Source organism: Tessaracoccus zhenghani, assembly GCF_054552775.1.
Genome location: NZ_CM137275.1, coordinates 1110946 through 1124689 on the forward strand (window position 1 = coordinate 1110946; position 13744 = coordinate 1124689).

Below are 13744 nucleotides of genomic sequence, written 5' to 3' on the forward strand. Positions count from 1 at the left end.
GGGGTCAGGATCCTCACCCGGTGATCACTTCGCTGAACACCGAGGCGAGGCGGTGCCGGTCATGGGTGGACGAGCCGTCGCGGGATGCGACGTCGGCCCGGACGAGGCGGCCCCCCATCGACTGCACGTAGCCCTCGATGTGCTCGTCGTCCGCGGTGAAGCGGCTGTCGGCGATGACCACGTCGAGGCGGAGGTTCGGAGCATGCTCCGCAAGCGTCTCGATGTGACGGGCGGCGGAGAAGCCGTCGGTCTCCGCCGCGGCGGTGATGTTGAGGACGAGGATGCGCTGCGCCTTCGTCGTGACGATCGCCTCCGCGAGCTCCGGCACAAGGAGGTGCGGGAGCACTGAGGTGAACCACGAACCCGGGCCGAGCACGACGGCGTCGGCCGCCATGATCGCCGCCACCGCCTCGGGTCTTGCTGGGGGCTGGTCCGGCACGAGCCTGACGCGCTGCACTTCCGCCCTGGTCTTGGCGACGGTGGCCTGGCCGCTCAGGGTGCACACCTCGTCGGGCGCGAACGGGTCCAGGCCCAGCACGTCTGCCTCGATCTCGAGCGGCACGGAGCTCATGGGCAGCACGCGCCCCCGGGTGCGCAGCAGGTCGCCGACCATGTCGAGGCCCTGGACCGGGTCCTCGAACTGCTGCCAGAGCCCGGCGATCAGCAGGTTGCCGATCGCGTGCCCGCCGAGCGGGCCGTCGCCCGTGAACCGTGACTGCAACACGTTCGCCCAAGTGCGGCCGGCGTGGTCGTCGGAGCAGAGCGCCGCCAGCGCCATGCGCAGGTCTCCGGGCGGGAGGCAGTTGAACTCCTGGCGCAGCCGGCCGGAGGAGCCCCCGTCGTCCGCGACGGTCACGACGGCGGTGAGCTGGTCCGTGACGCGGCGCAGCGCCGTCAGGGACGCGGCGAGGCCGTGGCCGCCGCCGAGGGCGACCACCTTGGGCAGGGAGTCGATGGTCATTCCTTCCCCAGATCCCGGTGAAGCACCGTGGTCGGGAAGCCGTGCTCACGCAGCCTCATGGAGAGTTCTTCGCTCATGCTGGTGGAGCGGTGCTTGCCGCCGGTGCAGCCGATCGCGACGGTGACCTGGCGCTTGCCCTCGTTGAGGTAGCCGGGCGCGACCGTGGCCAGGAGCTCCACCATGTGATCCTGGAACCGCTGTGCCGCCTGCTGCTTGAGCACGTACTGCGCCACGTCCTTGCTGAGCCCGGACTTCGGCCTCAGTTCCGGGATCCAGTACGGGTTGGGCAGGAAGCGCACGTCGAACACCATGTCGGCGTCGACCGGCACGCCGTTCTTGAAGCCGAAGGAGATCAGCGCGATCTTCAGCTTGTCGGTGGCGTCGTCCCCGAAGTGGTTGGCCACGCGCTGGACGAGCTGGCGCGCGGAGAGTCGCGTCGTGTCGACCACGATGTCGGCGGTGGCCCGGATGTCTGCGAGCAGGCGGCGCTCACGGGCGATGCCCTCGATCAGCCGGTCACCGCCCTGGAGCGGCAGCGGGCGCCGGTTGGATTCCTGGCGCTGCACGATGATGTCGTCGTCCGCCTCGAGGAAGACCGTCGTGATGCGGCCACCCGCGGCCTCCAGCGTGGCCAACGCGGCCGGCAACTGCTCGAACTGTTCGCGGCTACGCACGTCCGCCACGACCGCCACCTTGTACACGCCGTCGTTGAGCAGCGTCTGCGCCAGCCCGGGCAACATGACGGGAGGCAGGTTGTCGACGGTGAACCAGCCGAGGTCCTCCATGGCGTGCGCCGCCGTGCGTCGCCCCGCACCGGACAGGCCGGTGATGATGGCGAACTCCTGGTGCGCGACGTCGGTCATGGCGCCCACCCTAGTGCTCTTCCGGCAGCCCCCGCGCATGGAGCGCCTCGCCTGTCCGCTGCGCATACGAGACCGCGTTGACGACGGCGGGGGTCAGCAGCAGAGCCAGGTTGCGTTCCTTCCCGCGGGCGCGGGCCGCCGCGCGCGCGTCCTCGATGGACCCGGCGAGGAACGGGATGGAGCGCAGCATCAGCGCCACCATGAGGGCCACTGCATCGGGGTTGATCCGCACGTACCGCAGGACCCCGAGGCCGCGGGTGAGGGCGTCGAGCAGGTCCGCCGTCGAGGTGGTCAGGGTGAGCATCCGCGCCGCGAGCACGCCCAGCAGCATGTTGCCCGGCGTCACGAACGCGGGCTCCCAGCGCAACCCCACGAGCTGGTACGCGGCGAGCAGCGCGAGGAAGAACCAGATGTACCAGCCGAAGCCGAAGATCTTGCGGAGCCCGAGCCCGGCCGTCAGCAGGGCGGCCAGCACCAGCACGACGCCGGCGGCGGTGGCCCACCACTGGAAGATGAAGATGGGCGGCACCGCCAACGCCAGCAGGAGGAGGTACTTCGTCCCCACGCGCACCCTGAAGAGCCACCCGTCGCCGGGCTCGAAGATGCCCAGCACACTGGTGTGGGCGTTCACGCCCCCACCCTGTCCGCCATGATCCGCGTGTAGAAGTCGACCGTTTCGCGCGGCTCGCCGTCGGCGACGATGCGGCCACCGTCGACGACGATGACCCGCTCGGCGTCCAGTGCGACGTCGAGGTCGTGGGTGGAGAAGACGATCTGCTGGTCCAGCTCGGCGAAGACGCGGCGGAGCATCAGTTTGTTGCGCAGGTCCAGCAGCGTGGTGGGTTCGTCGGCCACGAGGATGGCGGGCTCGACGGCCAGCACGCTGGTGAGCGCCACGAGTTGACGCTCACCGCCGCTGAGGTCGTAGATCGACTGGTGCGCGACGTGCCCGATGCCGCGCTCCTCAAGGAGGGCGTGGGCCCGGGCGGTGCGTTCTGCGCGGTTGCTGATCAGGCTGCGCAGGCTGAGTTCGACGTCCTCCACGGGCGTCGACATCAGCAGTTGCGCCAGCGGGTCCGTGAAGATGAAACCCACCTTCTGCCGCACCGCCTTGCCGTCGCGGTCTGCGTCGAGGCCGTCCACGAGCACCTGGCCCGAGGTGACGGTGCGCAGGCCGTTGAGCAGTCGGAGCAGGGTCGACTTTCCGGAGCCGTTGGCGCCGATGACGGCGACGCGCCGCTCGGCGAGGTCCAGTGTGACCCCCGCGAGCAATACCCGGTCCGGGTCGCCCTGCCGTGAGGCGGGGACGACCACGCGGGCGTCGCGGAGCTGGATCATCGGCCGAGCAGCCTCGGGAAGGCCTTGTGCACCGCGACGGCGATCAGCACGGCGAAGAGGCTCTTGGCTGCGTCCCAGATCCAGAACGGCATGTCGATGGTGACCATGGCGTCGAAGAAGGGCTTGTCGAGGTAGCCCGAGAGCCAGCCCACGCCGATCGGGAGGATCACGAGGTACCGCGCGGCGAGGCACCCGACGAAGAACCACACGGGCGTCATGGGCGACAGACCCTTGTGCAGCGCCCACTTCGCGACGAACCCGATGAGGACCGCGGCGACCACGAAGGAGATGAGGTAGCCGCCCGTGGCGCCGAGGAACGCGGAGAGGCCCGCCTTGCCGCCCGCGAACACGGGGAGCCCTGCCACGCCGACCACGATGTACAGCACGACGGCTGCCGAGCCGCGCCAAGGGCCGAGGACGAGCGCCGTCAGGGCGACGCCGAGGGTCTGCAGCGTGAAGGGCACCGGCCCGAGGGACACGGTGATCTGGGACAGCGCCGAGAGCAGGGCGGCGAACACGGCGATGTACGCGAGGTCGGCGGGCGCGAAGGCCTTCGTGCGCGGCGCGTCGACAGCGGTGCTGGTGGACATCGGTCACTCCTAGGTTGATGAGTGAGCACAATTTAAGCACCTTGTTTGAACACTGTTCAACTCGGGGCGTGTCTCAGGTGTCGATGACTTCGCCGGTGGTGAGGTTGATCGCCTCTCCCCCGGTGTCTGCGACGGCGGCCTTGACCGAGGCGGCCAGACGAGGGCCGAAGCCGGGCACCTCCGCGATCTCCTCCACGCTGGCCTGGCGCAGCTTCCGCATGGAACCGAAGTACTTCAACAGCGCCTTCCTGCGCAGCTCACCCAGCCCAGGGACGCCGTCGAGCACGGATTCCACCACCGTCTTCGCACGCCGGGACCGGTGGTGCGTGATCGCGAACCTGTGGGCCTCGTCACGCAACCGCTGCAGCAGATACAGCCCCTCGGAAGCCCGCGGGAGGATCAGCGGGTACTCCTCGCCGGGGATCCAGACCTCCTCGAGCCGTTTGGCCAGGCCGCAGAGCGCGATCTCGCCGTCGAAGCCGAACTCCTTCAGCACCGCCGCGGCGGCGTTCACCTGCGGCAGACCGCCGTCGACGACGATCAGCGCCGGCGCGTAGGAGAAGCGGGCCGCCTCCCCCGTCGTGGCGTCCACCTTGACGTCGGACTGGCGTTCGTCCGCCAGCCTCCGCAGGCGCCGGCTGAGCACCTCGGTCATGGCGGCGATGTCGTTGGACCCCTCGAAGCTCTTGATGATGAAACGGCGGTACTCACTCTTGCGCGGGATCCCGTCCTCGAACACCACCATGGAGCCGACGGTCTCGGTGCCCATGGTGTGCGAGATGTCGTAGCACTCGATCCGCAGCGGCGGTTCCTCCAGACCCAGCGCCTCGGAGATCTCGTCCAGCGCCTGCGAACGGGCGGTGAGGTCCGTGGAGCGACGCAGCTTCGCCTGGTCGAGCGCCATGTCGGCGTTGCGGACGACGGTGTCGAGCAGCGCCCGCTTCTCGCCCCGCAGCGGCACCCTGATGTCGACCTTGCTGCCGCGGCGCGTCGACAGGTGCGCGATGAGCGTGTCCTCCGCCTCCACGGAGCTGAGGATGTACGGCGGGATCTCCAGGTCGTCGGTGTACAACTGCTCGAGGAAGGCCTCCAGCAGTTCCGTCAGCGAACGGTCGTCGGCCCGGTCGGCGATCCAGCCGCGTTCGCCCCGGATGCGCCCGTCGACGATGTGGAACACCTGGACGGCCACCTGGTGGCCGTTGTCGGAGAGGCCCACGATGTCGGCGCGCAGGCCGTCGCTGAGCACCACAGAGTTCTTCTCCTGCACCTTGCGCAGGGCGGTCAGCGAGTCCCGCAGGACGGCCGCGCGCTCGAAGTTCATCTCCGCCGAGGCGTCGTACATCGCGCGCTCGATGCGGCCGATGATCCCGCCGGTGTTGCCGGCCATGAAGGAACAGAAGTCCTCGGCGATCGCACGGTGCTCCTCCGGGCTCACCCGTCCGACGCAGGGGGCGCTGCACTTGCCGATGTCGCCGAGGAGGCACGGCCTGCCGGAGGAACGCGCCCGGTTGAAGACCCCCTGCGTGCAGGAGCGCATGGGGAACACCCGAAGCAGCAGGTCGACGGTTTCGCGGATGGCCCACGCCTGCCCGAACGGGCCGAAGTACCGCACCCCGCGCTTCTTGGCGCCGCGCCCGACGAACACGCGCGGGTACTCCTCGTTCATGGTGACGGCCAGCCAGGGGTAGGACTTGTCGTCGCGGTACTTGACGTTGAACCGCGGGTCGAACTGCTGAATCCAGGTGTACTCGAGCTGGAGTGCCTCCAACTCGTTGGCCACCACCGTCCACTCCACCTTCGCTGCGGTGCGCACCATCGTCTGGGTGCGGAAGTGCAGCGCGGCGGGGTCCGCGAAGTAGGAGTTGAGGCGTTGGCGCAGATTCTTCGCCTTGCCGACGTACAGGACATGGCCGAACGCGTCGAAGAAGCGGTAGACCCCGGGGTCTGTGGGGATGCTGCCCGGACGGGGGCGGTAGCTCGCGGGATCGGCCATGTCTGCAGCCTACTCAGCCGCGGAATCCGGGCTTATCCTTGGGTGATGAGCACGAGGCAGACAGCACGCCCCATGACGGCCCGCGAGGAGCTCGTCGCGCAGATGCGCGCCTGGCGCAAGCGCCGTCGCATCGCCTTCGTCGTGCAGGTGGTCACCATCATCGCGGCGCTCGCTTTGGCGGCCCCCGCCGCGGCGCTGCTGCTCGGCCAGTTCACCGGCATGCGCGACGACTACGTGCCGCAGCGGCACGTGCCGGGCACTGACGGATCCATCTCGATCACGTCGGCGGATTCCTACGTGCTGATCCGCCACGAGGCCGAGCTTCCTCCCTGCACCATCACGGACGCGGAGGGCTACGAACTCCTGCAGGAGCCGTGGCGCTACGCGTCAGACCCGCCCACCGTCGGTACCTCGTTCTACGCCGAGCCCGGCCGCTATCAGGTCGCCTGTGAAGGCGGCCAGGACGGCGTGGTGGCCCTGAACCGCGACCAGTACATCAACTCGCTGCGGGGTCCGTGGGACCCCCGCAAGCCCGCCCTGCCGCTGTTCGGCGCGGCGCTGTTCATCTACTTCGCCGGTAGATGGTCTGCCGGGCGCATCGCGCCGGAGTCGCTGCGCCCGCTCTACCCCGCGTGATCCGGGCGGTCCCGCCGGGGCGCCGCGGGACTTCCGGTCACAGCAGCTTCTTCAGGAACTCGCCGGTGGCTGAGCCCGCCGTCGCCGCGACCTCCTCGGGAGTACCGGTGGCGATGACGGTGCCACCGCGCGTCCCTCCGTCTGGCCCCATGTCGATCACCCAGTCCGTGCTCTTGATCACGTCGAGGTTGTGCTCGATGGTCACGACGGTGTTGCCCTGGTCGACGAGGCGCTGCAGCACGGCCAGCAGGCGGCGGATGTCCTCGAAGTGGAGACCGGTGGTCGGCTCGTCGAGGACGTAGAGGGTGCGGCCGGTGGAGCGCTTCTGCAACTCAGCCGCGAGCTTCACGCGCTGCGCCTCGCCGCCCGACAGGGTCGTGGCCGGCTGGCCCAGGCGGACGTAGCCGAGGCCAACCTCCTCCAGCGTCTTGAGGTACCGGGCGATGGACGAGATCGACTCGAAAAAGACGGCCGCCTCGCTGATGGGCATGTCGAGCACCTCGGCGATGGTCTTGCCCTTGTAGTGCACCTCCAGCGTCTCGCGGTTGTACCGGGCCCCGTGGCAGACCTCGCACGGCACGTAGACGTCCGGCAGGAAGTTCATCTCGATCTTGATGGTGCCGTCGCCCATGCAGTTCTCGCACCGGCCGCCCTTCACGTTGAAGGAGAAGCGGCCCGGCATGTAGCCGCGAACCTTCGCCTCCGGCGTCTTGGCGAACAGCGCCCGCACCTTGTCGAACACGCCGGTGTAGGTGGCCGGGTTCGACCGGGGGGTGCGGCCGATCGGCGACTGGTCCACCGAGATCACCTTGTCGAGGTGTTCAAGCCCATCGAGCGACTTGTGCCGCCCGGGCACGGCCTTCGCGCCGTAGATGGCCTTCGCCGCGGCGGTGTACAGGATGGAGTTGACCAGCGACGACTTGCCCGAACCGGAGACCCCGGTCACGGCGATGAACTGGCCCAGGTTGAAGGTCACGTCGATGTTGCGCAGGTTGTGCTCGCGCGCCCCCTTGACGACGAGTTGCAGCCCGTTGCCCGGGCGCCGCACGGCCGGCACCGGGATCTCGAGCCGGCCGGACAGGTAGGCGCCGGTCTTGGACTCGGGGTGGTTGAGCAGTTCCTCCACGGTGCCGCTGATGACGACCTCGCCGCCACCCTCGCCGGCCCCCGGCCCGATGTCGACGGCCCAGTCCGCGGCCCGGATGGTGTCCTCGTCGTGCTCGACGACGATCAGCGTGTTGCCCAGGTCGCGGAGCCGGTGCAGTGTCTCGATGAGCCGCAGGTTGTCGCGCTGGTGGAGGCCGATGCTCGGCTCGTCGAGCACGTACAGGACGCCCACGAGGCCGGACCCGATCTGGGTGGCGAGACGGATCCGCTGCGCCTCCCCGCCCGACAGCGTGCCGGCGGCGCGCGAGAGCGAGAGGTAGTCGAGGCCCACGTCGAGCAGGAAGCGCAGCCGCAGGTTGATCTCCTTGATGAGCCGCTCGGCGATGGCGGCCTCCCGCTCCGACAGTTGCAGCGCGCCGAGGAACTCCGCGGCCTCGCCGATCGACAGGTTGGCCAACTGGGAGATGTTGCGCTCCGCCACGGTGACCGCGAGCGACGCGGCCTTGAGCCTCGCGCCCTCGCAGCGCGCGCAGTCGATCTCGCGCATGTAGCCGCCCCACCGGTCCCGGGCCGCGTCCGTCTCGGCCTCGTCGAACCGCCGCCGAATGAAGGGGATGACGCCCTCATACTTCTGAGAGAACGCCCGCACCCGGCCGAACCGGTTGCGGTACTTGACCACCACGTTGCCCTTGGCGCCGTGCAGCAGCAGCTTGCGGGTGGCGGCGGACAGGTCCTTCCAGGGTGTGGTCAACGAGAAGTCGTGTTCCTCGCCCAGCGACTCGAGGACGCGGGCGTAGTGCTGCTTGATCGTCGGCGTGGTCCAGGGCGCGATGGCGCCGTCCTCCACCGAGAGGTCGTCGTTGGGGATGATCAGCTCGGGGTCCGGGTCCAGCAGCGTGCCGAGGCCCGAGCACTCGGGGCAGGCCCCCCACGGGCCGTTGAACGAGAACTGCCGCGGCTCGAGTTCGTCGATGTTGACGTCGTGCTCGTTGGGGCAGCCCATCTTCTCCGAGAAGCGACGCTCGCGCTCCGGGTCTCCCTCGGGGCGGTCCACGAAGTCGATCGTGACCACGCCACCGGCGAGGTTGAGGGCCGTCTCAATGGATTCGGTGATCCGCTGCTTGGCGTTGGGCCGCACCACCGCGCGGTCCACCACCACGTCGATGTCGTGCTTGTAGGTCTTGGCCACGGCTGGCAGTTCCGTGAGCGAATAGGTCTCGCCGTCGATGCGGACGCGGGCATACCCGTCGCCGATCAATTGGCGGAACAGGTCGGCGTGCTCGCCCTTGCGACCGCGCACCAGCGGAGCCAGGATCTGGAAGCGGGTGCCCTCCTCCTCGCCCATCATGCGGTCCACGATCTGCTGCGGGGTCTGCTTACCGATGACGGCGCCGCACACCTCGCAGTGCGGGACGCCGATGCGCGCGTAGAGCAGGCGCAGGTAGTCGTAGACCTCCGTGATGGTGCCCACCGTGGAGCGGGGGTTGCGCGACGTCGACTTCTGGTCGATCGACACCGCCGGCGAGAGCCCCTCGATGAAGTCGACGTCCGGCTTGTCCATCTGGCCCAGGAACATGCGGGCATAGGCCGACAGCGACTCGACGTAGCGCCGCTGCCCCTCAGCGAAGATCGTGTCGAACGCCAACGACGATTTACCCGATCCGCTGAGTCCGGTGAACACGATGAGTGAGTCGCGGGGCAGGTCGACGGAGACATTCTTGAGGTTGTGTACGCGTGCGCCACGCACAATGAGCCGATCATTCACGCCCGTAATGGTACGTCTTTGCTAGTTTGGGGCACATGCCGATGAACCGCCTGCCGTTCGGCGACGTGGTGAGCGCCGTGCGCGAGCACACGTCGCTGCTACTCGGGACGACCATCGGCTTCACCGATGAGGACTGGGCCAGCCCCACGAAGTTGAGCGGATGGTCACGCAGCCACGTGGCCGCTCACCTCGTCGAGGGTGCCCGTGCGATGGTCCGGGTGATCGGCGAACTGCAGGACGGCGTACAGAGCGAGATGTACGGCTCACGCGGCGAAGACCACCAGGCCATCGAGCTGGGCGCGATCTCCGGTGGGCTCGCTCTGCAGATCGAACTCGACACCAGCGCCAGCGAACTCCAGGGACTGCTCCCCGAGATGGAGGGCGACCATCGGGAGATCAGGCTGCGCGACGGCCACTCCATCCCTGCCCGCCGCATCCCGCTCGCCCGGCTCAGCGAAGTGGTGCTCCACCATCTCGACCTCGACGCCCACTTCACGCCGTCCGTGCTGGCCCCTGACGTCGCGCTCGCGCTGCTGGCCTTCCAGGTGGAGCGCATCGGGCACCGCGACGATTACCCTCCGCTGCGCCTCGTGGCGGATGAGGGCTACGAGGGCACCGTGGGCCGCACGGTAGAACCGGCCACCTTCCACGGCCCGGCCGCCGATCTGCTCGCCTGGCTGATGCGGGGCGTCGAGTCGAGCCGGATCTACCGCGCCGACGACTAGCTGCTGCTCACGCAGCGCTGAGTTGTGTCTGGTGGGGGCTCGCAGAACTGACGCGCTGTCTGTCAGACGCCGCGACTACGCTGTGAGTCATGCGTCCCATCGAAGAACTGCAGCGCCAGGTGGCCCCGTTGGAGGTCATCTCGGAGTTCTCGCCGTCCGGTGACCAGCCCAGGGCCATCGCAGACCTCGAGCAGCGGATCAACGCCGGCCAGCAGGACGTCGTGCTGCTGGGCGCCACCGGTACCGGTAAGACGGCGACGGTGGCCTGGCTGGCAGAGCGCCTCCAGCGCCCCATCCTCGTGATGCAGCCCAACAAGACCCTGGCCGCGCAGTTCGCCAACGAGCTGCGCGACCTGATGCCCAACAACGCCATCGAGTACTTCGTCTCCTACTACGACTACTACCAGCCCGAGGCCTACCTCCCCCAGACGGACACCTACATCGAGAAGGACTCCTCGCTCAACGAGGAGGTCGAGCGGATGCGGCACGCAGCCACGTCGTCGCTCCTCACCCGCCGGGACTGCATCGTCGTGGCCACCGTGTCGGCCATCTACGGCCTGGGCACGCCGGAGGAGTACCTGAAGCAGCGGGTCACGCTGCGCGTCGGCGACGAGTACGAACGCGACACCCTGCTGCGCCACCTGGTGGACATCCAGTACGCCCGCAACGACATCGGCGGCGGCCGCGGCACCTTCCGGGTGAAGGGCGACACCCTCGAGGTGTTCCCCATGTACGAGGAGAACGCGCTGCGCGTGGAGTTCTTCGGCGACGAGGTGGAGCGCATCGTCACCATGCACCCGCTGACCGGCAACGTGATCCACGAGGAGAGCGAGGCCTACATCTTCCCCGCCACCCACTACTCCGCCGGTGCCGACCGGATGGAGCGTGCCATCGCTGGCATCGAGCGTGAGCTGGAGCTGCGGCTCGCCGAGTTCGAGGCGCAGGGCAAGCTGCTCGAGGCTCAACGCCTGCGGATGCGCACGCACTACGACATCGAGATGATGCGCCAGATCGGCACCTGCTCCGGCATCGAGAACTACTCGCGCCACGTCGACGGCCGCGCCCCCGGGTCCGCACCGTCCTGCCTGCTGGACTACTTCCCCGAAGACTTCCTGCTGGTGGTCGACGAGTCCCACGTCACCATCCCCCAGATCGGCGGCATGTACGAGGGCGACGCCTCCCGCAAGCGCACCCTCGTCGAGCACGGGTTCCGGCTGCCCAGCGCCATCGACAACCGGCCGCTGAAGTTCGACGAGTTCGTGGAGCGCATCGGGCAGTCCGTCTACCTGTCGGCCACGCCCGGCCCGTACGAGATGGAACGGGCCGACGGCGTGGTGGAGCAGATCATCCGCCCCACCGGTCTGGTGGATCCGGAGGTCATCCTCAAGCCCACGCGTGGGCAGATCGACGACCTCATGGGCGAGGTGAAGCTCCGCGTGGAGCGCAACGAGCGGGTGCTCGTCACCACGCTCACCAAGAAGATGGCCGAGGACCTCACCGACTACCTGATGGACCACGGCATCCGCACCCGCTACCTTCACTCCGACATCGACACCATCCGCCGCATCGAGCTGCTGCGCGAGCTGCGCCTCGGCGAGTACGACGTGCTGGTGGGCATCAACCTGCTCCGCGAGGGCCTCGACCTCCCGGAGGTGTCGCTCGTGGCCATCCTGGACGCCGACAAGGAGGGCTTCCTGCGCTCCGAGCGGTCCCTCATCCAGACCATCGGCCGTGCCGCGCGAAACGTCGCCGGCCAGGTGCACATGTACGCGGACAAGATCACGCCGTCGATGGAGGCCGCCATCGGCGAGACCAACCGTCGACGCGCCGTCCAGGTGGCGTACAACACCGAGCACGGCATAGACCCGCAACCGCTGCGCAAGCGCATCGGCGACGTCTCGGAGATGCTCGCCCGCGAGGACGCGGACACCACCGAACTGCTCGAGGAGGCGGCCTCCGGTGGCCGACGCAAGGGCCGCGGCCTGGATGCCACCGCCATGGCCCAGGAGGAACTCGCCAAGCTCATCGAGGACCTCACCGCCCAGATGCACCAGGCGGCGGCGGAGTTGCAGTTCGAGGTGGCCGCCCGCCACCGCGACGAGATCGTGGACCTGAAGCGGGACCTGCGCGGCATGATCGAGGCCACGCGCTGACGCTGCGCGGATTCCCCCGTTCCCCGCACCGCGGCACTGGTGCGCAGCTAGCCTGGATGCGTTGTCCAACCGTCGGCACGCGTGCCGGGAAGGGGCCCGACGTCGATGAAGACCACGGCGCTGCACGAACTCCACACCCAGTTGGGCGTCAAGCTCGTCGACTTCGCTGGCTGGGACATGCCCGTCCAGTTCGAGGGGGGCCTCAAGGAACACCAGCACACCCGAGCGGCAGCGTCGCTGTTCGACGTGTCCCACATGGGGCAGGTGCTCATCCGCCCCCGCTCAGGCGACATGGCGGACGCGGCGGCGGCGCTGGAGACCCTCATCCCGGCGAGCCTCGCGGGGCTCGAGGAGGGCCGGCAGCGCTACGGCCTGCTCACCAACGATGCCGGCGGCGTGGTGGACGACCTGATGTTCGCGCACCACGGAGACCGGTTCTTCCTGGTCCTCAACGCGTCGCGCACCGACGGGGACCTGGCGCTGCTGCGGACGCTGGAGGACGTCACCGTCGAGCACCTGACGGACAGGTCGCTGCTGGCGCTGCAGGGGCCGAAGGCCGAGGAAGCGCTGGCGAAACTGCTGCCCGTAGTGTCGGGGATGCGCTTCATGGACTCGACACAGGTCCTTCCTCCTTCCGGCGGCCCCATCGCGTGGCACGCCCAGGAACCGGTCTGGATCTCACGCTCGGGGTACACCGGGGAGGACGGCTTCGAAATCTCCGTTCCCAACGGGCAGGTCGAGGCCTTCGCCCGCGCGCTGCTGGCGCTGGACGACGTGGCCCCCGCAGGACTGGCCGCCCGCGACTCGCTGCGCCTCGAGGCCGGCATGTGCCTCTACGGCCACGAGCTCGCTGAGGACATCACCCCTGTCGAGGCCGGGATCGCCTGGGCCATCCCGAAGGTCCGCCGCTCCGGCGGCCCCAGGGCGGGCGGCTTCCCCGGCGCGAAGGTCATCCTGCGGCAACTCGACGAGGGCGCCGCGCGTGAGCGCGTGGGCCTGCGCCCCGAGGGCAGGGCCGTGGCCCGCGAGGGTGCTCCCCTGTTCGCCGACGAGCAGGGCACCGAACAGGTCGGCGTCATCACCTCGGGCGGCTTCGGCGCGACCGCCGGCGGCCCCGTCGCCATGGGCTTGGTGCCCACCGGCGCCACGGCCGGAGCAACCTTCTACACCCAGGTCCGGGGCAAGGCCCTGCCGCTGACCGTCACGGAACTACCGTTCGTCCCCCACCAGTACAAGCGCTAGAGGAGCACCATGATCAAGTTCACCGACGAACACGAGTGGGTCGACACCGAGTCGTTCGAAGTCGGGATCACCGACCACGCCGCCTCGGAACTCGGCGACATCGTCTTCATCGACCTGCCCGATGCCGGCACCACGGTCACCGCGGGTGAGGAGATCGTGGGCATCGACTCCGCCAAGGCCGTCTCCGGCATCAACGCCCCCTACGACGGTGAGATCACCGAGGTCAACGAGTCCCTGGCGGACTCCCCTGAATCGGTGACGCCCCACTCCGCGATGCAGACCTGGTTCATCAAGATCCGCCCGTCGGATCCCGCCGCGGCGGAATCGCTGATGGACGAGGACGCCTACCGCTCGATGATCGGCTAGGGACA

The 13744-nt window shown here is 68.9% G+C and carries 12 protein-coding genes; 5 read left to right on the forward strand and 7 right to left on the reverse strand.

The features are described 5' to 3' along the window. Positions 1 to 13: 13 nt before the first annotated feature. From ACX1DX_RS05405 to uvrC, 6 genes are all read right to left on the reverse strand, one after another. Positions 14 to 961 carry a gluconeogenesis factor YvcK family protein gene (locus tag ACX1DX_RS05405; protein ID WP_459397880.1) on the reverse strand — a complete coding sequence of 316 codons (948 nt, stop codon included), beginning with the start codon at positions 959 to 961 and terminating at the stop codon, positions 14 to 16. After that, on the reverse strand, positions 958 to 1824 hold the full coding sequence (gene rapZ, locus ACX1DX_RS05410) for an RNase adapter RapZ (RefSeq protein ID WP_459397881.1): 867 nt from the start codon (positions 1822 to 1824) through the stop codon (positions 958 to 960). Before rapZ ends, ACX1DX_RS05405 begins: the two co-directional genes overlap by 4 nt. A gap of 10 nt (positions 1825 to 1834) precedes the next feature. Beyond that, positions 1835 to 2455: an energy-coupling factor transporter transmembrane component T family protein gene (locus ACX1DX_RS05415; protein WP_182763606.1), complete on the reverse strand. Its 621-nt coding sequence runs from the start codon at positions 2453 to 2455 to the stop codon at positions 1835 to 1837. Beyond that, a complete protein-coding gene (locus ACX1DX_RS05420; protein WP_459397882.1) occupies positions 2452 to 3162 on the reverse strand; it encodes an energy-coupling factor ABC transporter ATP-binding protein in 711 nt (236 codons plus the stop codon). The genes ACX1DX_RS05415 and ACX1DX_RS05420 overlap by 4 nt, the downstream gene beginning before the upstream one ends. Further along, positions 3159 to 3752, reverse strand: a complete 594-nt coding sequence (locus tag ACX1DX_RS05425; RefSeq protein ID WP_459397883.1) for a biotin transporter BioY — start codon at positions 3750 to 3752, stop codon at positions 3159 to 3161. The genes ACX1DX_RS05420 and ACX1DX_RS05425 overlap by 4 nt, the downstream gene beginning before the upstream one ends. Before the next feature lie 73 nt (positions 3753 to 3825). Next, positions 3826 to 5745: an excinuclease ABC subunit UvrC gene (gene uvrC, locus ACX1DX_RS05430; protein ID WP_459397884.1), complete on the reverse strand. Its 1920-nt coding sequence runs from the start codon at positions 5743 to 5745 to the stop codon at positions 3826 to 3828. A 45-nt stretch (positions 5746 to 5790) separates the two neighbouring features. Between uvrC and ACX1DX_RS05435 the strand changes: the two genes are divergently transcribed. Next, positions 5791 to 6381 carry a hypothetical protein gene (locus ACX1DX_RS05435; protein WP_182763610.1) on the forward strand — a complete coding sequence of 197 codons (591 nt, stop codon included), beginning with the start codon at positions 5791 to 5793 and terminating at the stop codon, positions 6379 to 6381. Positions 6382 to 6418: 37 nt separating this feature from the next. Here ACX1DX_RS05435 and uvrA read toward each other — a convergent pair whose 3' ends face one another. Continuing rightward, the gene (uvrA, locus tag ACX1DX_RS05440) at positions 6419 to 9262 is read right to left on the reverse strand and encodes an excinuclease ABC subunit UvrA (RefSeq protein ID WP_459398184.1); all 2844 of its coding nucleotides are present in this window, start codon (positions 9260 to 9262) and stop codon (positions 6419 to 6421) included. Positions 9263 to 9288: 26 nt separating this feature from the next. Here uvrA and ACX1DX_RS05445 point away from each other — a divergent pair, with 26 nt between their 5' ends. The 4 genes from ACX1DX_RS05445 (at position 9289) to gcvH (ending at position 13739) form a co-directional block, all read left to right on the forward strand. Then, positions 9289 to 9978: a maleylpyruvate isomerase family mycothiol-dependent enzyme gene (locus tag ACX1DX_RS05445; protein WP_459397885.1), complete on the forward strand. Its 690-nt coding sequence runs from the start codon at positions 9289 to 9291 to the stop codon at positions 9976 to 9978. 89 nt (positions 9979 to 10067) lie between these two features. Continuing rightward, positions 10068 to 12131, forward strand: a complete 2064-nt coding sequence (uvrB, locus tag ACX1DX_RS05450; protein ID WP_459397886.1) for an excinuclease ABC subunit UvrB — start codon at positions 10068 to 10070, stop codon at positions 12129 to 12131. A 105-nt stretch (positions 12132 to 12236) separates the two neighbouring features. Then, the gene (gene gcvT / locus ACX1DX_RS05455; RefSeq protein ID WP_459397887.1) at positions 12237 to 13373 is read left to right on the forward strand and encodes a glycine cleavage system aminomethyltransferase GcvT; all 1137 of its coding nucleotides are present in this window, start codon (positions 12237 to 12239) and stop codon (positions 13371 to 13373) included. Positions 13374 to 13382: 9 nt separating this feature from the next. Then, positions 13383 to 13739 carry a glycine cleavage system protein GcvH gene (gene gcvH / locus ACX1DX_RS05460; RefSeq protein WP_198928171.1) on the forward strand — a complete coding sequence of 119 codons (357 nt, stop codon included), beginning with the start codon at positions 13383 to 13385 and terminating at the stop codon, positions 13737 to 13739. Positions 13740 to 13744: the final 5 nt, after the last annotated feature.

Excerpts from the sequence above, each read along its gene's own strand:
- ACX1DX_RS05405 (WP_459397880.1), bottom strand. The coding sequence starts at position 961 with ATGACCATCGACTCCCTGCCCAAGGTGGTCGCCCTCGGCGGCGGCCAC.
- rapZ (WP_459397881.1), bottom strand. The coding sequence starts at position 1,824 with ATGACCGACGTCGCGCACCAGGAGTTCGCCATCATCACCGGCCTGTCC.
- ACX1DX_RS05420 (WP_459397882.1), bottom strand. The coding sequence starts at position 3,162 with ATGATCCAGCTCCGCGACGCCCGCGTGGTCGTCCCCGCCTCACGGCAG.
- ACX1DX_RS05425 (WP_459397883.1), bottom strand. The coding sequence starts at position 3,752 with ATGTCCACCAGCACCGCTGTCGACGCGCCGCGCACGAAGGCCTTCGCG.
- uvrC (WP_459397884.1), bottom strand. The coding sequence starts at position 5,745 with ATGGCCGATCCCGCGAGCTACCGCCCCCGTCCGGGCAGCATCCCCACA.
- ACX1DX_RS05435 (WP_182763610.1), top strand. The coding sequence starts at position 5,791 with ATGAGCACGAGGCAGACAGCACGCCCCATGACGGCCCGCGAGGAGCTC.
- ACX1DX_RS05445 (WP_459397885.1), top strand. The coding sequence starts at position 9,289 with ATGCCGATGAACCGCCTGCCGTTCGGCGACGTGGTGAGCGCCGTGCGC.
- uvrB (WP_459397886.1), top strand. The coding sequence starts at position 10,068 with ATGCGTCCCATCGAAGAACTGCAGCGCCAGGTGGCCCCGTTGGAGGTC.
- gcvT (WP_459397887.1), top strand. The coding sequence starts at position 12,237 with ATGAAGACCACGGCGCTGCACGAACTCCACACCCAGTTGGGCGTCAAG.
- gcvH (WP_198928171.1), top strand. The coding sequence starts at position 13,383 with ATGATCAAGTTCACCGACGAACACGAGTGGGTCGACACCGAGTCGTTC.